25 protein-coding genes and 1 riboswitch are annotated in these 23,535 nt (G+C 61.3%); of the genes, 9 read left to right on the top strand and 16 right to left on the bottom strand.

The features are described 5' to 3' along the window. The first annotated feature begins 15 nt into the window (after positions 1-15). The 4 genes from ACQKKX_RS06040 to ACQKKX_RS06025 all read left to right on the top strand — a co-directional run bounded on the left by ACQKKX_RS06040 (position 16) and on the right by ACQKKX_RS06025 (position 3,860). Positions 16-903 carry an ABC transporter substrate-binding protein gene (locus tag ACQKKX_RS06040; RefSeq protein WP_427569569.1) on the top strand — a complete coding sequence of 296 codons (888 nt, stop codon included), beginning with the start codon at positions 16-18 and terminating at the stop codon, positions 901-903. After that, a complete protein-coding gene (locus ACQKKX_RS06035; protein ID WP_427569568.1) occupies positions 900-1,826 on the top strand; it encodes an amino acid ABC transporter permease in 927 nt (308 codons plus the stop codon). Before ACQKKX_RS06040 ends, ACQKKX_RS06035 begins: the two co-directional genes overlap by 4 nt. Then, positions 1,823-2,602, top strand: coding sequence for an amino acid ABC transporter ATP-binding protein (locus tag ACQKKX_RS06030; protein ID WP_427569566.1), 780 nt, complete (start codon positions 1,823-1,825; stop codon positions 2,600-2,602). Before ACQKKX_RS06035 ends, ACQKKX_RS06030 begins: the two co-directional genes overlap by 4 nt. Positions 2,603-2,675: 73 nt before the next feature. Further along, the gene (locus ACQKKX_RS06025; RefSeq protein WP_427569565.1) at positions 2,676-3,860 is read left to right on the top strand and encodes a M20 aminoacylase family protein; all 1,185 of its coding nucleotides are present in this window, start codon (positions 2,676-2,678) and stop codon (positions 3,858-3,860) included. 148 nt (positions 3,861-4,008) lie between these two features. On the opposite strand, the gene ACQKKX_RS06020 is transcribed toward ACQKKX_RS06025, so the two are convergent. Next, positions 4,009-4,248 (bottom strand): hypothetical protein, encoded by a 240-nt coding sequence (locus ACQKKX_RS06020; protein ID WP_427569563.1) that lies wholly within the window; start codon positions 4,246-4,248, stop codon positions 4,009-4,011. Next, positions 4,248-4,523 carry a hypothetical protein gene (locus ACQKKX_RS06015; protein WP_427569561.1) on the bottom strand — a complete coding sequence of 92 codons (276 nt, stop codon included), beginning with the start codon at positions 4,521-4,523 and terminating at the stop codon, positions 4,248-4,250. The genes ACQKKX_RS06020 and ACQKKX_RS06015 overlap by 1 nt, the downstream gene beginning before the upstream one ends. A gap of 262 nt (positions 4,524-4,785) precedes the next feature. On the opposite strand from ACQKKX_RS06015, the gene ACQKKX_RS06010 reads away from it, so the two are divergent. Then, positions 4,786-5,487 carry a L,D-transpeptidase gene (locus ACQKKX_RS06010; protein ID WP_427569560.1) on the top strand — a complete coding sequence of 234 codons (702 nt, stop codon included), beginning with the start codon at positions 4,786-4,788 and terminating at the stop codon, positions 5,485-5,487. A gap of 144 nt (positions 5,488-5,631) precedes the next feature. On the opposite strand, the gene ACQKKX_RS06005 is transcribed toward ACQKKX_RS06010, so the two are convergent. From ACQKKX_RS06005 to pcaD, 10 genes are all read right to left on the bottom strand, one after another. Then, positions 5,632-6,348: an ABC transporter ATP-binding protein gene (locus ACQKKX_RS06005; protein WP_427569559.1), complete on the bottom strand. Its 717-nt coding sequence runs from the start codon at positions 6,346-6,348 to the stop codon at positions 5,632-5,634. Then, entirely contained in the window at positions 6,329-7,090 is a 762-nt protein-coding gene (locus tag ACQKKX_RS06000; protein WP_427569557.1) for an ABC transporter ATP-binding protein, read from the bottom strand. Before ACQKKX_RS06000 ends, ACQKKX_RS06005 begins: the two co-directional genes overlap by 20 nt. Beyond that, on the bottom strand, positions 7,087-8,076 hold the full coding sequence (locus ACQKKX_RS05995) for a branched-chain amino acid ABC transporter permease (protein ID WP_427569555.1): 990 nt from the start codon (positions 8,074-8,076) through the stop codon (positions 7,087-7,089). The genes ACQKKX_RS06000 and ACQKKX_RS05995 overlap by 4 nt, the downstream gene beginning before the upstream one ends. Beyond that, entirely contained in the window at positions 8,073-8,939 is an 867-nt protein-coding gene (locus tag ACQKKX_RS05990; RefSeq protein ID WP_427569554.1) for a branched-chain amino acid ABC transporter permease, read from the bottom strand. The genes ACQKKX_RS05995 and ACQKKX_RS05990 overlap by 4 nt, the downstream gene beginning before the upstream one ends. A 338-nt stretch (positions 8,940-9,277) precedes the next feature. After that, on the bottom strand, positions 9,278-10,450 hold the full coding sequence (locus tag ACQKKX_RS05985) for an ABC transporter substrate-binding protein (protein ID WP_427569552.1): 1,173 nt from the start codon (positions 10,448-10,450) through the stop codon (positions 9,278-9,280). A gap of 119 nt (positions 10,451-10,569) precedes the next feature. After that, on the bottom strand, positions 10,570-11,625 hold the full coding sequence (locus ACQKKX_RS05980) for a 3-carboxy-cis,cis-muconate cycloisomerase (RefSeq protein WP_427569551.1): 1,056 nt from the start codon (positions 11,623-11,625) through the stop codon (positions 10,570-10,572). 24 nt (positions 11,626-11,649) lie between these two features. Then, positions 11,650-12,267, bottom strand: coding sequence for a protocatechuate 3,4-dioxygenase subunit alpha (gene pcaG / locus ACQKKX_RS05975; RefSeq protein WP_427569550.1), 618 nt, complete (start codon positions 12,265-12,267; stop codon positions 11,650-11,652). Position 12,268: 1 nt separating this feature from the next. Continuing rightward, entirely contained in the window at positions 12,269-13,009 is a 741-nt protein-coding gene (pcaH, locus tag ACQKKX_RS05970; RefSeq protein WP_427569549.1) for a protocatechuate 3,4-dioxygenase subunit beta, read from the bottom strand. Beyond that, positions 13,006-13,428, bottom strand: coding sequence for a 4-carboxymuconolactone decarboxylase (gene pcaC / locus ACQKKX_RS05965; protein ID WP_427569548.1), 423 nt, complete (start codon positions 13,426-13,428; stop codon positions 13,006-13,008). The genes pcaH and pcaC overlap by 4 nt, the downstream gene beginning before the upstream one ends. Before the next feature lie 3 nt (positions 13,429-13,431). Beyond that, the gene (pcaD, locus tag ACQKKX_RS05960; RefSeq protein ID WP_427569547.1) at positions 13,432-14,229 is read right to left on the bottom strand and encodes a 3-oxoadipate enol-lactonase; all 798 of its coding nucleotides are present in this window, start codon (positions 14,227-14,229) and stop codon (positions 13,432-13,434) included. 90 nt (positions 14,230-14,319) lie between these two features. Here pcaD and pcaQ point away from each other — a divergent pair, with 90 nt between their 5' ends. Beyond that, entirely contained in the window at positions 14,320-15,246 is a 927-nt protein-coding gene (gene pcaQ, locus ACQKKX_RS05955; RefSeq protein ID WP_427569546.1) for a pca operon transcription factor PcaQ, read from the top strand. 25 nt (positions 15,247-15,271) lie between these two features. Here pcaQ and ACQKKX_RS05950 read toward each other — a convergent pair whose 3' ends face one another. Genes ACQKKX_RS05950 through xylF form a run of 3 tightly spaced genes read right to left on the bottom strand, consistent with a single transcriptional unit; the run spans position 15,272 to position 19,069 of the window. Next, positions 15,272-16,435, bottom strand: a complete 1,164-nt coding sequence (locus ACQKKX_RS05950; RefSeq protein ID WP_427569545.1) for a sugar ABC transporter permease — start codon at positions 16,433-16,435, stop codon at positions 15,272-15,274. A 31-nt stretch (positions 16,436-16,466) separates the two neighbouring features. Next, the gene (locus tag ACQKKX_RS05945) at positions 16,467-17,999 is read right to left on the bottom strand and encodes a xylose ABC transporter ATP-binding protein (RefSeq protein ID WP_427569544.1); all 1,533 of its coding nucleotides are present in this window, start codon (positions 17,997-17,999) and stop codon (positions 16,467-16,469) included. 59 nt (positions 18,000-18,058) lie between these two features. Then, on the bottom strand, positions 18,059-19,069 hold the full coding sequence (gene xylF, locus ACQKKX_RS05940; RefSeq protein ID WP_427569543.1) for a D-xylose ABC transporter substrate-binding protein: 1,011 nt from the start codon (positions 19,067-19,069) through the stop codon (positions 18,059-18,061). 359 nt (positions 19,070-19,428) lie between these two features. Next, a riboswitch (FMN riboswitch) is annotated at positions 19,429-19,574 on the top strand. Between the two features lie 122 nt (positions 19,575-19,696). Here xylF and ribB point away from each other — a divergent pair. The 3 genes from ribB to ACQKKX_RS05925 all read left to right on the top strand — a co-directional run bounded on the left by ribB (position 19,697) and on the right by ACQKKX_RS05925 (position 22,446). Next, positions 19,697-20,326, top strand: coding sequence for a 3,4-dihydroxy-2-butanone-4-phosphate synthase (ribB, locus tag ACQKKX_RS05935; RefSeq protein ID WP_427569542.1), 630 nt, complete (start codon positions 19,697-19,699; stop codon positions 20,324-20,326). 198 nt (positions 20,327-20,524) lie between these two features. Continuing rightward, entirely contained in the window at positions 20,525-21,358 is an 834-nt protein-coding gene (locus ACQKKX_RS05930) for a MetQ/NlpA family ABC transporter substrate-binding protein (protein ID WP_427569541.1), read from the top strand. Positions 21,359-21,396: 38 nt separating this feature from the next. Next, positions 21,397-22,446 (top strand): lipoate--protein ligase family protein, encoded by a 1,050-nt coding sequence (locus ACQKKX_RS05925; protein WP_427569540.1) that lies wholly within the window; start codon positions 21,397-21,399, stop codon positions 22,444-22,446. Positions 22,447-22,608: 162 nt separating this feature from the next. On the opposite strand, the gene ACQKKX_RS05920 is transcribed toward ACQKKX_RS05925, so the two are convergent. Continuing rightward, positions 22,609-23,265: a peroxiredoxin gene (locus tag ACQKKX_RS05920; RefSeq protein WP_427569539.1), complete on the bottom strand. Its 657-nt coding sequence runs from the start codon at positions 23,263-23,265 to the stop codon at positions 22,609-22,611. Positions 23,266-23,535 lie beyond the last annotated feature (270 nt).

Genomic DNA, 23,535 nt, shown 5'->3' with positions numbered 1-23,535 from the left:
ACAAAGGGGAATGACATGTCGCATAAGAAACTGATGGCGCTCGCTCTTGCGGGTATTGCTTTTGCCGGCGTCGCGCAGGCACAGGACGCGGCGATCAAGCTGGATATGGTCAAGGAGCTGAACGACCGTCTGCCGGCCGACATCAAGGCTGCCGGCAAGATGACCTCGGTCAATAACGGCTCCTTCCCCCCTTATGAGATCGTCACCGGCACGGAAATGACCGGCGCCAGCGCCGACCTCACCGACGCCCTCGGCCAGGTTCTCGGCATCAAGATTGACCACGCAACCGTCGGCGGCCTTCCGGCCTTGCTCGCCGGCGTCAACTCCAACCGTTACCAGTTCGCCTTCGGTCCGATCGGAGATTTCAAGAGCCGTGAAGAAGCCAACGATTTCGTCGATTGGGTGCAGGAATTCGTGGTCTTCGCCGTGCAAAAGGGCAATCCCAAGGGCATTACCTCGCTCGACACGGCCTGTGGTCAGCGTATTGCGGTGATGGCCGGCGGCTCGGCCGAGCGCGTCATCCAGGCGCAGTCGGAAAAGTGCAAGACCGATGGCAAGGATGCCGTCGCCGTGCAGTCCTATACCGATCAGCCGGCCTCCATCCTCGCCGTCCGCTCCAAGCGCGCCGATGCCTTCTTCTCCTCGCAGGCACCGCTGACCTATTTCGTCTCTCAGGCAAACGGTCAGCTGGAACTGACGGGCGTCGGTGAGAAGAATGGTTTCGACAGCCTCTACCAGGGCGCCGTCGTTCCCAAGGGTTCGCCGCTCGGCCCGGTTCTGCTTGAAGGCGTTAAGGTGCTCATGGAAAATGGCACCTATGCGCAGATCATGAAAAAGTGGGGCCTTGAGAACAACATGCTCGCGACCCCCGGAATCAACCTCGGTGGGCAGTTGCCGAAATGAGCACCAACGTAAACACACGAGCAGCGCCTTCGGGCGCTGCGGATTTTCGCGACGTGGCGACCGCACACGCGCCCTTCCGGTACGGGCGTCTGGCCCTCTGGCTGATCGTGGCGATCATCGTTGCCGATTTCGGCTGGATCGTTGCCAATAACGAGAATTTCGGCTGGCCGGTCGTCGCCCAGTATTTTTTCGACCCGACCGTGCTGAACGGGCTCTACGTCAGCCTCGGCCTCACCGTGGTCGCCATGATCCTCGGCGTGGCGCTCGGCCTCGTCATCGCCATCATGCGCATGTCGAACGACAGGCTGGCGAGTGGCTTCGCTTCGCTCTTCATCTGGTTCTTCCGCGGCACGCCGCTCTTGGTTCAGCTGATCTTCTGGTACAATATGTCGACGCTGTTCCCGAACCTGTCGATCACCATTCCGTTCGGCCCGACGCTGGCGAGCTGGGATACCAATTCGGTCATCACGCCAATGACGGCGGCCATTGTCGGTCTTGCGCTCAACGAAGCGGCCTATATGGCGGAAATCATCCGCGGCGGTCTGCTCTCCGTCGAACGCGGACAAGCGGAGACCGCCGAGGCCTTCGGCATGACCAAGGGTCGCGCGCTTCGCCGCATCATCATACCGCAAGCGATGCGTTCCATCGTACCGCCCACCGGCAACCAGCTGATCAGCATGATCAAGGCGACCTCGCTCGTCAGCGTGATTGCCATGGCCGACCTCCTCTATTCCGTACAGTCGATCTATAACCGCACGTTCGAGATCGTGCCCATGCTGATGGTCGCCGTCATCTGGTACCTGCTGGTGACCTCCATCCTGAACATTGGCCAGAGCTATATCGAAGCCTATTACGGTCGCAGCGATCGCCGCAACGCAGGCGCCGCCAAGCCGGCGGCCGTTACCGAGGAGGCCAGCCATTGACCCCCGCTATTGGCGCAAAACCCCTGGTCCAGGCCCGCAACGTCCATAAGGCCTTCGACCAGCTTGAAGTCCTGAAAGGTATCGATCTCGATGTCATGCCGGGCGAGGTCGTGGTTGTTCTTGGGCCCTCCGGCTCGGGCAAATCGACGTTTCTTCGCTGCATCAATCATCTCGAAAGCATCCAGCAGGGTTTTATCGAGGTGGATGGAGAGCAGATCGGCTACCGGGTGAGGAACGACCGGCTGGAAAAGCTGACCGATAACGGCATTGCCCGGCAGCGCCGCAAGATCGGCATGGTGTTCCAGCAGTTCAACCTCTACCCGCATATGACGGTGCTGCAGAACATCATCGAGGCGCCCGTGGGCGTTCACGGCGAAAGCCGCAAGGATGCGATCGAGAATGCCCGCCAGCTTCTGAAGCGCGTCGGTCTCTCGGAAAAGGAAGGCAATTATCCGCGCCAGCTTTCCGGCGGTCAGCAGCAGCGCGTGGCGATTGCCCGGGCGTTGGCGATCAAGCCGAAACTGATGCTGTTCGATGAACCGACATCGGCGCTCGATCCCGAACTCGTCGGCGAAGTGCTGGCGACGATGAAGGATCTGGCAAGCCAGGGACTGACGATGATCGTCGTTACCCACGAGATCGGTTTTGCCAGGGAAGCCGCCGACCGCGTGGTCTTCATGGATGGCGGCGTCATCGTCGAGCAGGGCAAGCCGGAAGACGTGATCGGCAATCCGCAGCATCCGCGCACACAGGCCTTTCTGTCGCGCTTCCTATAAAACATCCTCCCCAACTCACCCCGGCCGCAAGGTCGGGGTCTTTTCTTTGACATTCAAAAAGTCTGGATAAGCCATGCCTACTCAAGACAATCTCTACGCCCGCGTTGCCGATTTCGACGCCATGGAAGCCGAGCTGAAGGCGACCCGCCAGCACCTGCATGCCCACCCGGAACTCTCCTTCGAAGAGGCAGAAACCGCCCGTTACGTTGCCGACAAACTGGAAGGCTGGGGTTTTGACGTCACCCGCAATGTCGGCGGTCACGGTGTCGTCGCAACGCTGAAGAACGGCACCGGCACAAAAAGCATCGGCATTCGCGCCGATATGGACGCGCTGCCGATCGCCGAGGAAACCGGCGCGGCTTACGCCAGCACGGTTCCGGGAAAAATGCATGCCTGCGGCCATGACGGCCACACGACCATGCTGCTCGGCGCTGCCGAATATCTGGCCCGCACCAAGCGCTTCAACGGCACCGTGACGTTGATCTTCCAGCCGGCGGAAGAAGCCGGCAAGGACAGCGGCGCCCAGAAGATGATCGCCGACGGCCTGTTCGAGCGCTTTCCGATCGACGCCATCTTCGGCCTGCACAACCATCCTGGCATGCCGGCCGGCGCGATCCTGACCCGTCCCGGCGCCATCATGGCAGGCGGCAATACGGTCAAGATCACCATTAACGGCAAGGGCGGCCACGCTTCGCGCCCGCATCTGACGGTCGACCCGGTCTTGATCGCCTGCAATCTCGTCGTCACCCTGCAGTCGATCGTGTCGCGCAATGTCGATCCGACCCAGACGGCGGTCGTCACCGTCAGCACCATTCATGCCGGCAAGGCCTCGAACGTCATTCCGAACACGGCCGAGATTTCGATGAGCGTGCGCTATTTCGATCCGGCCGTGGCCGAACTTCTCGAAGAGCGTATCCGCAAGTTGACCCATAGCGTTGCCGAGGGCCATGGCGCGACGGCAGAGATCGAATACGAATACGGTTATCCCGTCGTGTTGAATTCGGAAGCCGAAACCGCGTTTGCGAACGAAGTGGCGCGGGAGCTGGTTGGCGACGAAAACGTCTCCACCTGCCCGCCGCTGCCGGGGAGCGAAGATTTTGCCTATTTCCTCCATCACCGCCCCGGCAGTTTTCTGCGTCTGGGCAATGGCAAGGATTCCGCCATCCTCCATTCGTCGAAATACGATTTCAACGATGGCAGCCTGACAACCGGCTCCGCCATGTGGGCGCGGCTCACTGAGCGTTATCTCGACGCATAGCCCTTCGCCTGCCGAGGGCAAGGATGCTACGTGGTGATGCGCGTAGCGTCTCTTCGTTGCGGAGGAACAGCGCAGGCTTATCGATCGATAAGCGTGAAGCGCTTGCGGCCGTCGCCCTTGACGGCTGCCGGTCGGGCCGAATGAACCTTCAAGCGCTGTAGATCGCCTGCAGCCTGGCGAGATCGGCAATCTTCAGCTCGACCGGATCGACGCCCTCGCGCGATGGCTTGAACCAGGCGATCGCATCCGTCACCGCTGTTGCATGCGGCTCGGCATAGCCGCCCAGCCCCAGCGCCCATTGGCGCACAATCTCGCGCTCCATGCGTCCTGCCGCATATCGGTCATGCACGGCCTTTGCCGACTGGACCAGATCATCGACGCGCTTCATCAATGCACCGCCGGTTCAGGATCCTCACCGCCAAAGAAGGACCGGATACCGTCCCGTTCGACTGTCGCCAGAAACTCCTCGAACGCCTCGCGATCGGTGGCGAAAGGCTCTTCCCAGGTCGTCAGGTCGTCCTCTTCGGTAATGACCTCGAGGATCCAGTCGTTCTGCGTACCGGCAGGACGATAGATATCGACAAGGACGGTGACGTCGTCCTCGGTGAACTCGCCGGCCAGTTCGGAGCGCTCCATTTCAGGTTCGTCGGGTTCGTTCGTCATGTCGTCGTCCTTGGTTACGTTCCTGGTGATCGGGCGTCATCGGGTTATACCGGCTTTGCCGGCGGCGACACAACCGGACTGCCGTGCCGCGACGCTCCCCCACAGGCTTTTTGTCGCAAGGACCGATGTCGTGGCATATTTGCCGCGGTCCGGCGCGACGGCCCTCAAATGCCGGCAAAGTGATGGTACTCGGCTTGCCCGCTGCAGGACCTCGGTTACAACGGATCGTCATCCCCTTGCCAGGAAGTTTCCGTATCCTCCCATGACCAGCAAATTTCAACTGTCACGGCGCGCTTTCGTGATCGGTTCAGCCGCCGCGACCGCAAATCTTGCGGGTTGCGCAACCAGCACCGGTCCGAAAAACGTGCCCATTCCCGAACAGATCCGCCGACCGGTCGTGCCGCCGACCGAAGCCGAGTTGCAGGAGCGTTACGCCGCAGTCTCCGATGGCGGACATCTCATCCCCGCCATCCCCTACCAGCAGATCGACCCGCAATACTATCGCCAGCGTGTGATCGATCCGACCGGCGAAACGCCGGGCACGGTCGTCGTCGATACGCCTGGGCGTTTTCTCTACGTGGTCGAGCCGGGCGGAACCGCCATGCGTTACGGCGTCGGGATCGGCCGAGACGGCTTTGCCTGGCAGGGCGAAGGCATCATTCACTGGCGTCAGCCCTGGCCGCGCTGGAAAGTGCCGGACGAAATGATCGCGCGCCAGCCCGGCCTCAAGCGTTTCTCGGTCGAAAACGGCGGCATGGACCCCGGCGTGAAAAACCCGCTCGGCGCCCGTGCCCTCTACATTTTCCAGAACGGCCAGGATACGCTCTACCGCCTGCACGGTTCGCCGGAATGGCAGTCGATCGGCAAAGCCACATCCTCCGGCTGCGTGCGTCTGGTCAACCAGGATGTCATCGATCTCTATAGCCGCGTGCCCTATCACGCCCGCATCGTCGTGCATCAGTAAGCGCGGTGAGCAAAGCGGTCTCGCGTCGAGTGAGCCACCCAGCGCGTTGCCGCCCAGGGAAAAAGACGTGCAGGAGCATCTGCGGCGGCCATGATCGACTTTGTTGACGATGCCGCCGGCCAGGGTTCCGTTGCCGGCCGGCCGTCAGTGCAGGCCACCGACCCCAAGCAGGCGGTCAACCGTGTCATGATCCTCCGCCAAGGCCTGTGGAGTGCCCGTCCAGGCAATGCGACCGCGCTCCATGATCATCACGCGGTCGGCAAATTGCAGAGCGCTCTGGATGCGCTGCTCGACAAGCAGAATGGTGGTTTCCCCCGATTGCGCCAGACGCGAGAATGCCGCCATGAGCTCCTCGCAGATGACCGGCGCCAGTCCCTCGAGAGGCTCGTCGAGAAGCAGGACGCTCGGCCGGCCGAGAATGGTGCGGGCCGTCGACAGCATCTGCTGTTCCCCACCGGACAGTTGGCGGCCGAGATTGCCACGGCGTTCCTTCAGACGGGGAAACATCTCATAGGCCTCCCCGACGGCCGATCTGGGCCGGCCCTTGAGGCCGACAAACAGATTTTCCTCCACCGTCAGGCTTGGAAAGACATCGCGGGTCTGCGGCACGTATCCAAGGCCGGACAGGGCTCGCGCCGCGCTCGGCTGCCTGGAGATATCCTCGTCGTTCAGGCGGATTTCGCCACTGTAACGCCGCGTCTGGCCCGCAATCGTTGCAAACAGGCTGGTCTTGCCCATGCCGTTGCGACCCAGCACAGCCAGCCGTTCTCCGGCCGGCACGCGAAACGAGATATCCTCGATGACCCGTGTCGGCCCATAGCCGGCCGACAGATTGACCAGTTCAAGCGACGCTGCCGGCATTGGCGTAGCTCCCCAAATATGCTTCGCGCACCCGCGCATCCTTCGTGACATCCTGCGGCGAGCCATCGAAGATGACGGTGCCGGCGGCCAGCACCATGACCCTTTTCGCAAACCTGAAAACGAGATCCATATCGTGTTCGATCATCAGCACCGCCAGATCCGGCGGCAACATGTCGAGCGCGCGCTCGATACGCGCCGTCTCGCTTTGCGGCACGCCGGCTGCCGGTTCATCGAGCAGCAGAACTTTCGGCTTGAGCGCCATGGCGAGGGCAATTTCGAGGAGGCGCTGCTGGCCATAGGCGATCTGGCGCACTTGCAGATGGGCAAGATCGGCAAGGCCCAGCAGATTGAGGATCTCTCCCCCCTCTTCCAAGACATGGGGCATGGCATCATGACGGCCGAACATGCGTGTTGCTTTGCCATCGCGCTGCAGGATGGCGAGCGCCACATGTTCGCGCGGCGTCATGTCGGCGAAAAGCCGCGTTACCTGAAACGAACGGACCAGACCACGGTTGACCCGCTGGCGCGCCTTGAGCCCGGTAACATTCTCTCCCGCCAACATGATCGACCCACCGTCCGGCTTGAGATGGCCAGTGACAAGATTGACGAAGGTGGTTTTGCCGGCGCCATTGGGCCCGATCAGCGCCAGACGATCGCCGGGAGCAAGGGACAGCGACACGCGGTTGGTGACCGTGAGGCCGCCAAAATTCTTGGCAAGATCCTTGACCTCGAACAGGCTCATTTCACCCCTCCGCGTCGCGTCAAGAGGGCGGCGGCCGAACCGTAAAGCCCTTTTGGTGCAAACAGAACGACGACGATCAGCAGCGCTCCGACGATGGTCAGCCAGTGGAAGGGATTGGCGGCGGATACCACATCCTCGAACCACATGAAGGAGACGGTGCCGACCATGGCGCCGTAAAGCGAGCCGGTGCCGCCGAGCACGAGCATGACCAGCGCTTCCGCCGAGAGCGTGAAGGACAGGCTGTCCAGCCCGACGACCTGCGTGGAAATGGCATTGAGCGCACCACCGATGCCGGCGACGGCACCCGATATCACATACATGCGCAGCATGACCGAATGTACCGATGCACCCATGGCGGCGACACGGACGGGATCCTCGCGGACGCCGCGCGCCAGCATGCCGAAGGGCGATTGCACGAGGATGCGCAGAGATGCGAAAACCACCAGAAGCAGGATTACGGCGTAGACATAGGCCGTGCGGCCCCAGAGATCGAATTCGAACAGGCCGAGCAGTGCATCCGTCGTGATGCCCGAAAGACCATCACTGCCGCCTGTCCAGCCCGATGCCTTGTTGGCGACCTCGTGGAACAGATGGACGACGGCGATGGACAGAACCAGCTGCGGCAGGCCGTGCGCGCGCAGAATGACGAGACCGGAGAGGAGCCCGGCCAAAGCTCCGGCAAGCGCGCCGATCAGCGTCATGCTCAAGGGTTCGGTAACGCCGAAATGGGCCGACACTATACCGGCACCATAAGCCCCCGCTCCAAACAGGGCGGCATGGCCAAGCGTGGCAACGCCGCAATAGCCGGTCACCAGATCGATCGACAGGACCAGCAGCATAGTGGCGACGATGCGGGTCAGGAGCGCCAGATTGTTGGGGAACAGAAAGTAGCCGACGACGCTGGCGGCAATGATGACGGCAATGCCGATCAGTGTTCCGAGTGGCCGGCGGCGGGTGGGAAGAGTGCTATCCATCAAAACCGTCATGACTTGAACCGCCCTGCCAGACCGCGCGGGAACAGGGTGACGATGACGATCACCGCCAAATAGAAAAAGAACTCGCCATATTCCGGCGCGAGATACCGCCCGGTCGTGTCAATCGCACCGAGCAGCAGACAGGCGATCAGCGCGCCAGGAATGGAGCCTGCCCCGCCGATCGACACCGCGACCAGAAACGTCACCATGTAACGCAGCGCGTAATAGGGTTCGACCGGCAGAAGTTCGGCGCCGACGACACCGCCGAAGGCGGCGAGACCCACGGCGACCGCGAAGCTGATCGCGTAGACCAGATGCGTGCGCACGCCAAGGGCAGCCGCCATCGGCGCGTTGTCGACGGCCGCACGCAGACGGATGCCGAAACCGGTGCGTTCGATCAGAAACCACAGACCAAGGGCGACGACGAGGCCGCAGGCAATCGCAAACAGGCGGTGGGTGGCGATCGCCCGGAAACCGAGATCGATCGAGCCACGCAGCAGCTCCGGAAGGGGGATGGTTTTCAGCGTCGGACCGAAGGCATAATTGGCAAGGCCGATGACGCAGAAGGTGATGCCGATGGTCATCAGCACCTGCGTCAGTTCCGGTGCACCATAGATGCGCCGGTAAAGCAGGCGCTCGATCGGCACGGCAATGATGGCGGTGGCGATGACGGCGATCAGGATTGCCGGCGCATAACCGAGACCGAGGTCACGGGTGGCATAGGAGGCGAGATAACCGCCGATCATGGCAAAGGCGCCATGGGCGAGATTGACGACCCGCATCAGGCCCATCGTTACCGAAAGACCGATCGAGATTACGAACAGGACCATGCCATAGGCAAGTGCGTCGATGGCTATGCTCAGAACGGTTTGCATGCTTGGCTATGGGTCCTTGCGTCAACGTGTTTGCGGCCATGTCTGGTTCAGCCGACCTGCCCATGACGGGCAAGATACGACCGGGATGAGGTCGCCGCCGCCGCGCCCCTGAGCTCCCCATCGGAATAGCATCAGGAGGTTGCGGAGGAGCCGCGGTGCGGCAGCTTGATCAACACCGGCCTTATGTCGGAACGGCGCTTTGATGCAGGGTATTTCCGCTCAACGGAAGGCGGCGAAACGACGCCTTCCCAGTGCGATATCCCGGCCCAGCCGGCGAAGACGGCGGAGCCTTATATAATGGGCTCAGCTCCACGGCGCATGTGAGCCGGTCATCGAGCTTACTTAACCGCCGCCAGACCCGGGTCGCCCTGCCGCTCGAAAGTCTTGATTTCCTTGTTGATATAGGCGCCGTCCGGTCCCTTGACGACTTCCCGCAGATAGATGTTCTGCGTGATATGGCGGCTTTCGGCATCGATCGAAACCGGCCCGCGCGGACTGGTCCAAGCCAGGCCTTTCACGGCTTCCACGGCTTTCTTGGCGTCCTGCTCGCCCCCGGTTGCCTCGATCATCTTGTAGATGACATGCATGCCGTCATAGGCTCCAACAGCCGGGAAGGAGAGTTCCGCAGGATTGCCGATCGCCTTTGTAGCCGCTTCCACGAAGGCCTTGTTTTCCGGGCTGTCATGGCTGACGGCATAGTGGAAGGTCGTCTGCATGCCGGCCGCCGATTCACCCAAAGCCGGAAGATCGGATTCCTGGGTCAGATCGCCCGGCGCAAAAATCTGGATGCCGGCGGTCTTCAGGCCGTTCTGGTTATAGGCCTTCACGAAACCGAGCGTCGTCGGGCCCGACGGCAGGAAGGCAAATACGGCACCCGCGCCGGAATCCTTGATGCGCTGCATGATCGGCGAAAAATCATTGGTCGAGAGCGGCATGCGGATCGCCTCGACGACGTTGCCCCCAGCCTTTTCGAAGGCCGCCTTGAAGGCGTTCTCCGCATCGACGCCCGGGCCGTAATCGCTGACGACCGTGATGACCTTGTCGACGCCGGAATCCTTGGCCACCTGCGCGATCGGCGTAGACGTCTGCCAGGTGGTGAACGACGTGCGCACCACGTAAGGGCTCTTGGTGACGATCGCCGAGGTGGCCGCGTTCATGACCACCATCGGCACATTGCCCTGCTGCAGGATCGGTGTTGCCGCCATCGCATCAGGCGTGAAATAGAAGCCGGCGAGATATTGCACGCCTTCCTTGACGATCAGTTCCTGCGCCAGCGCCTTGGATTGGGCGGGATCGGCCTGCGGCACGTCGCGGTAGATGATCTCGACGTCGTTATCGCCGGCCTTGGCGCCATTGACCGCCATATAGGCGTCGATGCCGGCCTTGAAATTCTTGCCCTGCAGGGCGAACGGACCCGAAAACGGACCAATGACGCCAACCTTTATCGTGGCGGCTTCAGCGCTGACGCCCAAAGCCAATGTGGCGATGGCCGCATAAAAAAATTTCTTCATGTCACCCTCCCTGATGCGGAAGATCTCCGCACTCCAATTTGCAGTCTGTCATATGGTTCGGCCAAGTAAAGTGAATTGGCCGAGATGCGAAGCACATATTCGGCGGTCGCGCCGCCACATCAATCCCGTCCGAGCGAACGGATATTGCCGGCCAGTTCCAGGGCAAGCCTCAGCGACGCCCCGGTGGCGACTGCCATCTGCGGCAGCGTCAGCCATTCCAGGGTCCAGGCCGCGCCGGAGCGTTCCTGTTCATGCACGAGCGCCTGATGCATGCCGGAGAGCTGCGCGGCATTGAACCGCGCAAGCGACACGAGAACTTCCGCCGCTACCGGATTCTGCTTATGCGCCAAAGCCGAAGACGCCCCGCCGCCGGCCAGCACGATTTCAGATGCCGCTTCCGCCAGAAGCGCGATATCCTGACCGAATTTGCCGAGACTTCCGGTAATAAGGGACAGAAGGCTGGCAAGTTCACCCAGGCGGTCGCGCTGGCTCTGCCACTGCGCGTGATTGCCGAGACCAAGATCTTCCGCCAGCGCCTCGCGCACCACGACACCATCCTCGCCCAACGCATCCAGCGTTCCGGCAGCGCCGCCAAACTGCAGCACAAGTGCGCTTTCGGCAAAAGCCTCCAGCCTCGCGCGGTGGCGGGCCAGCGGCTCGCACCATGCGCGGATGCGATCGGAGACCTTGATCTCGATCGCTGCCTGCATGCGGGTGTGACCCATCATCACGCGATGGCCGAAACGGCTGTCGAGGTCGGCGAAGGCGGAATCGAGCCTTTCCATCCGGTCCTCGAGGAGCGCGGCGACACCGCGCAGGCGCAACATCAGGCTGGTATCGATCACATCCTGGCTGGTCGCGCCCTTATGAACATGCCGGCCGACATCCGGCCCGCAAGCCTCACGGAGTTGCCGGATCAGCTCCGGCACGACGACGCCATCGCGCGCCGTCGCAACCCTCAGCGCTTCCATGTCCGGTTCGAAATGCGCGCAGACCTCGGCAATGCGCTCGGCCGCGCGCACAGGAATCGAGCCCTCGGCGGCTTCGCTGGATGCCAGCGCCATCTCGAAATCCAGCATGGCCTTGATATCGGCTTTCGCGGTGAAGAAGGCCGCCGTTTCCCGATCACCCACCAGGCCGGACAGAAAGGGATGGTCGAAGGCGGATACGCTCATGAGATGCCGTTGCCCTTGTCACAATCAAATGTCGAAGAAGACCGTTTCGTTTTCGCCCTGGAGATGAATATCGAAGCGCACCGTGTCACCTTCGCGACTGCCGATCAAGGTTTTCACCCGGCTTCGATGTTCCAGCCGCATCAGGATCGGGTCCTCTTCATTGGCCTTTTCCTCATCGGAGAAATACATGCGGGTGTGCAGCCCGATATTGATGCCGCGCGCGACGATCCACAACGTCACATGCGGCGCCATCATACGCCCGTCCGGAAACGGCACCCGGCCGGGCTTGATCGTTTCGAAGTGGAATTCGCCGGTTGCCATGTCCGCGGGACAGCGGCCCCAGCCGAAGAAGTTCGGATCGGCCTTGCCACGCGTTTCCGACGGGCTGTTATAGAACCCGTCCGAATCGGCCTGCCAGATTTCGATCAGCGCATCCTTGAGCGGCGTGCAGGCGCCATCAAGAACGCGGCCGCGGATGGTAATGCGCTCGCCACGGGTCCCCTCCGAAGCCAGCGGGCCGGAACCCAGATCGGTTTCGTAAACGCCTTCGATACCGGTGAAATTCGGCGTACAGCCGATATGGACATAAGGGCCGGCGGTCTGCGAGGCGGATTCCTTCAGGTAACCGAGAGGCTGGGGCATGTCAGTTGCCCTCCCTGCGGTTTTCGAAGAGGGTCGAGCGACGGCCACGCAGGACAATGTCGAACTTGTAGGCGCGCATATCCATCGGGATCGCCGCCTTCATGTCGAGCGGCGCAATCAGCTGATGGATCGCCTGCTCGTCAGGAATCGTCTTGACGATCGGACATAGCCAGATCATCGGATCGCCCTCGAAATACATCTGGGTAATCAGACGCTGCGAAAATCCATGCCCGAACACGGAGAAATGGATATGCGCCGGGCGCCAGTCGTTGACGCCGTTGGGCCAGGGATAGGCACCCGGCTTGATGGTCTTGAACCAGTAATAGCCGTTCTCATCGGTGATCGTGCGGCCGAAACCTCCGAAATTCGGATCCATGGCGGCGAGACAGGTTTCCTTCTTGTGGCGATAGCGTCCGCCGGCATTGGCCTGCCAGAATTCCACCAGCGCACCATCGACACCGCGGCCGCGCTCATCGAGCACGCGACCATGAACGAGAATGCGCTGGCCGATCGCCATCTCGCCGGGGCGGGCATAGTTGACGATCAGGTCGTTATCGAACTCGCCCAGAATGTTGTGGCCGAAGACCGGGCCGGTAATTTCGCTCTTCGTGCCGTCCAGCGAGATCAGTGCCTTTTGCGGCGAACGCAGCACGGATGTCTTGTATCCGGGCGTGTAGGCCGGCGGATGGATCGAGCGGTCACGGGCGAAAAACGCACCGGCTTCTGGTCTTTCGTTCTTCACCCTGCCTCCTCACCCGCGTCGCCACCACGCGCATCCATCTCGGCATAAGCTGCCTTGACGATCTTGAACGCGTGGTTGGCGGCCGGCACGCCGGCATAGACCGCCACGTGCAAGAGCGCCTCGCAGACATCCTCCCGGCTCGCGCCAGTATTTTTCGTGGCGCGCACATGCATCGCCACTTCCTCATGCTGACCGAGTGCCGCAAGCAGCGCGATCGTAACGATCGAGCGTTCGCGTTTCGACCAGGTCTCCCTCGACCAGACATTGCCCCAGGCGGTTTCGGTGATCAACTCCTGAAACGGCTGGTCGAACGGGGTTTCATTGGCCAGCGCCCGGTCGACATGGGCATCGCCGAGAACGGCGCGCCGCGTCGCGAGACCCGTTCTATAGCGCTCGGAAAATGGTGGGGTTTCAGCCATTGTTCACTTTCCGGGCAATTGGGTGAGGAAATCGCGAAGGACGGCGGCAAACGCCGCTGGCGCCTCGACGCAAGGAATATGCGCGGTGTCTTCGATGACGTGGTAGCGGCTGCCGGGCACCAGATCGGCAAGGGAGCGCACGAGCGCGGGCGATGTCGAGCCATCTTGTGCGCCGGTTATGCAAAGCGTCGGCACGGCAATCTTGCGCGCCACTTCGGTGAAATCGGCATCGCGAAGGGCCGCGCAGGTGCCGGCATAACCGGCCACAGGCTGGCGCAGCAGCATGTTGCGATAGCCGCGATAGCTCGCATTTTCCGGCGTACGATAGGCGGCCGTGAACCAGCGCGCCATCGTGCCATCGACGATGGCGGCCAGCCCCTCAGCCTCGACACGGGCGATCCGCTCGGCCCACATCTCGGCCGTACCGATCTTGTGCGCCGTGTTGGAAAGGATCAGTGCGCGCACCAGGTCCGGCCGCGACGCATAAAGCGACTGCGCGATCAACCCACCGACCGACAGGCCGCAGAGGATGACGTTGGAATAGCCAAGATAGTCGATCACTCCCGCAAGATCGGCAGCGTGATCTTCGATACGGTAAGGCGGGTTGCCGAGGTCCGAAAGGCCGTGGCCACGCTTGTCATAGGTGACGACCGTATAGTCGTCGATCAGTTTTGGCAGGACGAGATCCCAGATGCGGGCATCGGTGCCCACGGAATTGATAAGGACTATGACGGGCTTTGCGTCGCCAGCATCCGTCACCTCGTAACGGATGACAATGTCGTTGATCGAAACGAACTGCATGCCAAATCTCCTCCGAAACGGAGATTGTCACCGTCATATGGTTATGTAAAATGATTTTTGAAGCAATATTGTTAATTCAGGGGTTATTGGTTGAGAGCCAGTCGCATCAAGTTTCGGCATTTGCAGACCTTTCTCGAAGTCGCGCGCCAGAAGAGCGTGGCAAAGGCCGCCGGTCTTTTGGGCGTCAGTCAGCCGGCCGTGACCAAGACCATTCGCGAACTGGAGGAGGCGCTTGGCGTTGCGGTCGTGGAGCGTGACGGGCGTGGCATTCGCCTGACGCGCTATGGCGACGTCTTCCTTCGACATGCCGGTGCTGCGCTGACCGCGTTGCGGCAGGGCGTGGACAGCGTATCGCAGGAACTGTTCGAGGCTGCCCCACCGGTGAGGGTCGGCGCCCTGCCGACCGTTTCCACCGGCATCATGCCGCGCGCCATGTCGATGTTTCTGCAAGAAAAGACCGGCAGCCGCATCAAGATCGTGACCGGCGACAATGCGGTTCTCCTGGAACAGTTGCGGGTCGGCGATCTCGATCTGGTGGTCGGGCGGCTGGCGGCGCCGGAAAAGATGGCTGGATTTTCCTTCCAGCACCTGTATTCGGAGCAAGTCGTGTTCGTGGTGCGCACCGGCCATCCGCTCCTGGCGAGCCAAAAATCCGTATTCGATGGATTTGCCGATTATCCGGTGCTGATGCCGACGCGCGGCTCGATCATCCGGCCCCATGTCGAACAGTTTCTGATCGCCAACGGCGTCCCCAACCTGCCGACGCAGGTGGAAACGGTGTCCGATGCCTTTGGCCGCGCCTTCGTGCGCCAGAGCGATGCAATCTGGATCATTTCGCGGGGCGTGATCGCCACCGACCTGGCCGACGGTTTTCTGGCCGCCTTGCCGATCGATACATCGGAAACGCGCGGGCCGGTGGGATTGACCATCCGCGCCGATGCCACGCCATCCTTGCCACTGACGATCCTGATGCAGACGATCCGGCAGGCAGCAGAGGAATTGGTTGCCGGCGCATAGAGTCAACGCCGGCAACCGCAAGAGATCAGAGCCGTTTCACACCCGACGAGATGATGTCGAGGTAAACGGCGATGACGAGGATGATGCCCTTGATTATCTGCTGCCAGAACGTATCGACGCCCATCATCGACATGCCGTTATCAAGGCTTGCCATGATGAGCGCACCGACCAGCGCGCCGATAACCGAGCCGACGCCGCCGCGCATCGACGTGCCGCCGATAAAGCACGAGGCGATCGCATCCAGTTCGCCGCCGAAGCCCGCCGATGGCGTGCCGGCCGCAAGGCGGGCCGTGGTCGTGAGACCGGCCAGCGCCGCCATCAGCCCCATCATGCCGAACACGGCCATCTTGACGAAATTCACGTTGACGCCTGACAGGCGCGTGGCTTCAGCGTTGGATCCCGTGGCATAGATATAGCGACCGAAGACCGTGCCCTTGGCAATGACAGTGAATATGGCCAGCACCACGAGCAGCAAAAGAACCGGCACCGGAATGCCCTGATAGGAATTCAGGACCAGCACGAAGCCGAGAATAAGAAGCCCGGTGCCGAACAATCTTGCGGCCTCCATGGCCGGTGTCGGCACTTTGAGATCATGCTGAAGGCGCTTTCGGCGCGTTCTGACCGCCATGAAAAGCAGGACGGCGAAGAGCAGGATCGCGCAGCCATTGCCGAGCCAGCCCGGCAGGTAGCCCTGGCCTATATATTTGAGGCCAGGCGAGACCGGCGCAATCGTGATGCCGCCGGTAATGCCGAGCACGGCGCCGCGAAAGGCGAGCTGCCCGCCGAGCGTGACGATGAAGGAGGGGATGCCGAGATAGGAGGTCAGCCAGCCGTTCATCAGGCCGAGAACGGCGCCGGCCAGGAGCACGAAGGCGATCGTTCCCGCCAGCGGCCAGCCATAGACGACATCCAGAATAGCGGCGACACCGCCCAATAGGCCAAGCAGCGAGCCAACGGAAAGGTCGATTTCGCCTGCTACAATGACGAAAACCATCGCCGCCGCCAGCATGCCTGTAATCGCCATCTGCCGCAGCAGGTTAGAAAAATTGCGGGCAGTGAGGAAGCCGGACACGCCGGTATCGGCATTGTAGGTCAGGTATCCGAACAGGGCCCATATCAGCGCCACCACGATCAGCAGTGCGACGATCTTGTTCTCGGAAAGAAATTTTCTGAAACGTCTGCCGGTCATGTCGAGGCCTTCGTCAGCGATGAGATTGGGATCAGGCGACCTGCGCGGCCTGGCCGATGGCGGCCGCCAGCACCTGTTCCTGGGTGAGGTTGTCGTTGACGAAATCGCCGCGCAGCTGCCCCTCGCCGATCACGAGGACACGATCGGAAATGCCGAGAACCTCGGGCAATTCGGAAGAGACCATCAGGACCGCCACGCCGGTCTTGGCGAGCGCGAAGATGAGCTTGTAGATCTCGTATTTGGCACCGACATCGACGCCGCGTGTCGGTTCGTCGAGGATCAGGACGCGCGGTTCCGGCAGCATCATTTTCGACAGCACCGCCTTTTGCTGGTTGCCGCCCGAAAGCGACGCGATCGGCAACATCGGATCGGCGGTCTTGATCTTCAACGCCAGAATTTCCGCCTGGATCTGGGCTAGTTCCGCATGTTCGTCAATCAGGCCGAAACTGGAGAACCGGCTGACAACAGAGACCGTCATGTTGTGGCCGACCCCGATGATCGGCAGGATACCGCTCTTCTTTCGATCCTCCGGCACCATGCAGATGCCGGCCCGGACGGCGTCGCGCGGCGTCCTTATCGTGATCTCCCGGCCGTCGAGATGGATCGTGCCCCTATGGGCGGTCGGATAGGCGCCGAACAGGGTGGAGACCAGTTCGGTGCGTCCCGCGCCCACGAGACCGGCAATGCCGAGGATTTCTCCTTTGCGGATTGTCAACGAGACGTCGTCAACGACCTTGCGCTGCGGGTTGTTGACATCCCAGCAGGTGATGTTGCGCGCCTCGAGAATGACCTCGCCGATGGTATGGTCTTCCCTCGGGTAGAGATTTTTCATCTCCCGGCCGACCATCATCGTCACGATACTGCCAGTGTCGAGCGCCGCCATCGGTTTCGTGCCGATATGCGTGCCGTCACGGATGACGGTGACGGTGTCGGCTATTTCCGCGACTTCTTCCAGCTTGTGGGAAATGTAGACGCAGGCCATGCCCTGCGCCTTGAACTGCTTGATGAGATCAAGCAGCGTGCGGATTTCCGTGGAGGTGAGCGCCGAGGTCGGCTCGTCCAGGATCAATAGCTTGGCGTTCTTGTTGAGCGCCTTGGCGATCTCGATGAGCTGCTGCTTGCCGCCGGAATAGTTCAACACCGGCAAAGCCGGATTGATGTCGTGGACATTGAGTTTGGCCAGCAGTTCCTGAGCGCGCGCATTCATCGCGTCGTAATCCAGAAAACCGCGATTGCTGATCTCGTTCCCGAGGAAGATGTTTTCCGCCACCGAAAGATGCGGCACCATCATCAGTTCCTGGTGAATGATAGCGATGCCGGCCTTTTCGGTTTCGCGTATGGAGGTCGCTTTCAGCGCGCGCCCCTCCCAGAAAATTTCACCTTCCCATGTGCCGTGGGGATAAACGGCGGATAGGACCTTCATCAGCGTTGATTTGCCCGCACCGTTTTCGCCGCACAGCCCCACGCATTCGCCGGGACGGACCTGCAGATGAATGCCGTCGAGAGCCTTCACGCCTGAAAAGCTCTTCGAAATGTTCTTCATCTCAAGAAGATAATCGCTCATGACACCTCGCAAACAGACGGAGGCCCCGGAACCGAGAGGTCCGGGGCCGACCGGCGTGATCATTTCATGCCGATCTGCTCCTTGGTGTAGAAGCCGTCCTTCACGTAGATATCGACATTGTCCTTGGTGACGGCGGTCGGCGTCAGCAGGACCGTATCGACATCCTTGGTGCCGTTGTTGATCTTCGACGTGAAGGCCGGTTTTTCGCCCTTGACCATCTGCACAGTAAGCTTCGCAGCTTCCGACGCGATCAGCTTCAGCGGCTTGTAGACGGTGACCGTCTGCGTGCCGTCCAGCAGGCGCTTGACGGCGGCAAGGTCGGAATCCTGGCCGGAGACAGCGGTCTTGCCGGCAAGGCCCTGAGCTGCCAGCGCCTGAATGGCGCCGCCGGCGGTGCCGTCATTGGAAGCGACCACTGCGTCGATCTTGTTGTCGGCCGCCGTCAGCGCGTTTTCCATGATCGACAGCGCTTCGGTCGGGCTCCATTCCTTGACCCATTGCGAGCCGACGATCTTGACCTTGCCGGAATCGACCGCGGCCTTGAGCGCCTTTTCCTGGCCCTCGCGAAGGTATTTGGCATTGTTGTCGGTCGGCGAACCGCCGAGCAGGTAGTAATTGCCCTCCGGCTTTGCCTTCAGCACGTTTTCGGCCTGCATGAAGCCGACCCGCTCGTTGTCGAACGAGATATAGGCATCGACATCCGCGTTGAGGATCAGGCGGTCATAGGACAGGATCTTGATGCCGGATGCCTTGGCATCGGCCACGACCGCATCGAACACCTTCGAGTTCATCGGCACGATGACAATGGCATCGACGCCCTGCGCGATCAGGTTCTCGACCTGCTTGACCTGCTTTTCCTCATTGCCATCGGCCGACTGCACGCTGACCTTTGCACCGAGTTCTTCGGCAGCCGCGATAAAGTAATCGCGGTCGCGTACCCAACGCTCGACACGCAGGTCGTCGATCGAGAAGCCGATCACCGGCTTGTCGGGCGATGCGTTTGCTGTACCGCTCCAGGCCCCGGCCAGAAAGCCGACGGCTGCGCAGGTGACCATAAGTGACTTCATCATGATATACCCTCCTCCTTTGTCGCCGCCAGCATGGCGTGCGTTCGCGCCGCATGCCCCATGAGCATGCCGAACTGCGGCGAGCTTCCGCCCGACCCGCAGCACCCTCCTCCTCGCACGGCTCTCGCCATGCCCGTGACCGACAGCCCTCAAGGCGGCGGAAACAGCTCCGGCATGATTGATACGACGAACCGTCATGGTTGCAAAGTCTTTTTGACTTACGTACCTCACGCTTGATGCGAGAACGCGTTTTTTCCACCGCTGGCTTTCTGTGAACGGTCTGTTTGCGCCCGCGTGAACAGCCTGCGCTTAAATAGCGACGTCCACCTCTTGCTTTTTGAGGGGTGAAGATCTTATCTTTGAGCTGTTCTCAGGGCGGGGTGCAATTCCCCACCGGCGGTATCGGAAGACATTCCGGAGCCCGCGAGCGCCCTCAACTCGTTGAGGGGTCAGCAGATCCGGTGAGAGGCCGGAGCCGACGGTATAGTCCGGATGGAAGAGGATATGCAGAAGGCACCATTTCCGGGTGCGTAATGCCTGTTCGCCCAAGGGATGTCTGCGTCCGTCTGTCAGTGACACGGTCGCGAGTCTGGTGTCGGTTCGCCGGCATAACCCTTGAAAGGCCGTAGTATGACTATTTCAAAAATCGAAGACGCGATCGAAGCCATCCGCCGTGGGGAGATGGTGATCGTGGTAGACGACGAGGATCGTGAAAACGAGGGCGATCTGGTAATCGCGGCCGATGCCGCCCAGCCGAAGGATATCGCGTTCATGATGAACCACGCACGCGGCCTCATCTGCGTGGCGATGGAAGGCGAGCGGCTGGACGCGCTCGATATCCCGTTGATGGTGGCGCGCAACACCGAATCGTTGAAGACCGCCTTCACCGTGTCCGTCGATTACATCCCCGGAACCACGACCGGCATCTCGGCCGCTGACCGCGCTGCCACCGCGCGGGCGCTTGCGAGCGGCGATGCGAAGCCGGACGCGTTCGCACGGCCGGGCCATATCTTTCCGTTGCGCGCCCATCCCGAGGGCGTACGCGCACGCCCCGGCCATACCGAAGCGGCCGTCGAACTGGCGCGGCTTGCCGGCCGTGCCCCGTCCGGCGTGATCTGCGAGGTCGCCAATGACGACGGCACGATGTCACGCCTCCCTCAGTTGGAACAGTTTGCTGACAGGCACGGATTGCCGGTGGTCACGATCAAGGACCTGATTGCCTATCTGGGCACGACGGCGAAGGTAGACGTCGCCGCCTGACGAGAGGGTTGGGGATCGCGAGATCGCGAGCCCCTCATACACCACCCTATCCCGCCACCGGATTTTGCACGGAGCAGCCGATCCTGAAAAAGAGGATTGCGGTTGACTTTTGCCGGCGCGCGTAGAAATCCAAGCCAAGACGTGAGATGGGTCTTGCCGTGAAGGCGGGCCCGCCTTTCCAGCCTTCCGGGAGTAAGAATGGCAATGGCATGGACCCGTAATATTCGCAGGCCAGTACGCATCGGCCCGTTCCTGGCCGGCATGTTCGCCCTTCTCGCCGCAGCCCTTTTTGCAGGCTCCGGCGCCTCGGCGCAGGGCGAAAAGCCGCTGCGCATTGCGCTTGCCACCAGCATCTCGAACGAGGCCGTGGAGATTGCAGCTTCCGAAGCCGAAGCCGAGGGATTGAAGGTCGAGCTCATCGAGTTCAACGACTGGAACACGCCTAACCGCGCCGTAGCGGACCGCGAGGCGGACGCGAACCTGTTCCAGCACATTCCCTTTCTCGCCTTCACCAACGCCAATACCGGTGGTGACCTCGTGGCCATCGCGCCCGCCTTCAGCACGCCCTTCGGCCTCTATTCCAAAAAGGTGAAGACGCTTGCCGAACTGCCGGACAATGCCGAGATCGTGTTTTCCGGCGACGCCGTGAACACCGCCCGATCCCTGCTTCTTTTGCAGCAGGCAAAGCTTCTGGACCTGAAAGCCGGTGTGGGCACCCAGGCGACACTGGAGGACGTGGTCGTCTGGCACAAACCGCTGAAGATCACCCTGCTCGATGGCCCGCAGATCGCCCGCGTGCTTGACGATGTGGATGCGGCTGCCACCTATCCGACCTTCGCCAAGCTGGCGGGCCTCGATGCGTCCTCCGGGCTGATTTTCGAAAATGACCCGATTTACGCCTTCCAGTTCGTGACGCGACCGGATATGCGCGACGACAAGCGGCTGCGCCGTTTCGTGGACATCTATCGCAATTCGGCCGCCGTCAAGGACAAGCTGCGGTCGCTCTACGGCACGATGGTGTCCTTCCCCTGAAGGCCGGCTGCAGCGCATCATCGAACAGGACAATATCCATGCATGGTGAATACAAGGTCCAGGGTGGCAAGCTCGTCGTTGTCGATTTCGATACCGCCGATAGCCGGCTTTCCAACGTGCAGGTGTCGGGCGACTTCTTTCTCGAACCCGCAGAAGCACTGGAAGACATAGGCGGCGCGCTGGAAGGCCTGCCCATCACCGTCAAGGTTGAGGACATTACCGCGGCGATCCGGCAAAATCTGCGTCCGGGCGCGGAAATGATCGGGTTCAGCCCGGAAGCTGTGGCCATTGCCGTACGCCGTGCGCTGGGCATTTCCGGCACGTGGCGCGATTACGAATGGCAGATCATCGAGGCGCCGCCGCAGCGACCGGCCATGCACTTGGCGCTTGACGAAGTGCTGGCCCGCGAAGTGGCGGCCGGACGGCGCGGACCCTGCCTGCGGTTCTGGGAATGGGAACGTCCGGCCATCATCATCGGCGGTTTTCAGTCCCTGCGCAATGAAGTCGATCTCGAGGCCGCCAACCAGTTCGGGGTCGAGACCGTGCGGCGCATAACCGGCGGCGGCGCAATGTTCGTCGAACCCGGCAGCGCCGTCACCTATTCGCTTTATGCGCCTGCCGAACTGGTGCGCGACATGAGCTTCGCCGACTCATACGCCTTCCTCGACGACTGGGTCTTGAAGGCGCTGAACGAACTCGGCATCGACGCCTTCTACAAGCCGCTCAACGACATTTCGAGTTCCAAGGGCAAGATCGGCGGCGCGGCGCAAAAGCGTTTCTCCTCGGGCGCCGTGCTGCACCACGTCACCATGTCCTACGACATGGATGCCCAGAAGATGGTGCAGGTTCTGCGCATCGGCCGCGAAAAGCTTTCCGACAAGGGTACGGCCAGCGCCGTCAAGCGGGTCGATCCTCTCCGCAGCCAGACGGGCCTACCCCGCGAAGAGATCATCCGCCGCATGAAGGAAACGTTCGTGTCGCTGAATGGCGGTACGCCTGGCGGCATTTCTGAAGAGGAATATGCGGCTGCCGAAAAGCTCGCGGCGGAAAAGTTTTCAACCGAGGAATGGCTGCGGCACATTCCGTGAGGGGCAGCGGGACAGAGATTCACGCACCAAACAGATGACGAAGGCTTTATACCCCGCCTCCGTCATCCTCGGCCTTGAGCGAGGATCTGCTGTCGGTTCATGTCATCACGTGATCAGATCCTCAGGACGGACCCGAGGATGACGCCTGACGAAAGGCCTTGATCAGACTGGCTGCTTGGTCTTGCGCAGATACGGCAGAACCGTATCGAATTCACCAAATCGCTGAACGGCGTCCTCGTTGGAAACAGCGGCGGTAATGATGACGTCGTCGCCCTGCTTCCAGTTGGCGGGTGTCGCCACCTGATGTTTCGCCGTCAGCTGGATACTGTCGATGGCGCGCAGAATCTCATCGAAATTGCGGCCGGTCGTCATCGGATAGGTGAGGATCAGCTTGATCTTCTTGTCGGGCCCGATAACGAAGACCGACCGCACCGTGGCATTATCGGCTGGCGTGCGGCCTTCGGAACTTTCGCCCACGCCTGCGGGCAGCATGTCGTAGAGCTTGGCGACCTTGAGGTCCTTGTCACCGATCAGCGGATACTCGACATCGTAGCCGGTAGCGGTTCGGATATCGGCCTTCCACTTTTCGTGACTTTCGACCGGGTCGACAGAAATGCCAATGATCTTGGTGCCGCGCTTGTGAAACTCGGCTTCGAGACCCGCCATTGTTCCAAGCTCGGTGGTGCAGACCGGGGTGAAATTTTTCGGATGCGAAAACAGCACCGCCCAATTGTCGCCGATCCACTGATGAAACGAGATCGGGCCCTGGCTGGTATCCGCCTCGAAATCCGGTGCGATATCGTTGATGCGCAAGCTCATGTCGGTTCTCCTTTTACCATCAAGTAGATCGCAAAACCGGCTCGGAAAGGAGCGCTGGCATTCTCAATTGTGTGAGGGATGGAAAATAACCGGCTTTGAGCGCCTGCGCGGGCGAGAAGATTTTATCGATCGCCGGCAAGATCGCGATTTTGTTCGAACATCAATCCGATGAGTTGTGCCGCCGGCCACGAGCAGCCGGCGACAGGTTCAGCGGATTTAAATTGCGCACGAAATGGCGTGCGGCAGACCGTGTTTCCTGCCCGCAGGGCA

Source organism: Neorhizobium sp. NPDC001467 (assembly GCF_050275975.1).
Lineage (GTDB): Bacteria > Pseudomonadota > Alphaproteobacteria > Rhizobiales > Rhizobiaceae > Neorhizobium.
This window is presented reverse-complemented; position numbering and strand designations above follow the sequence as displayed.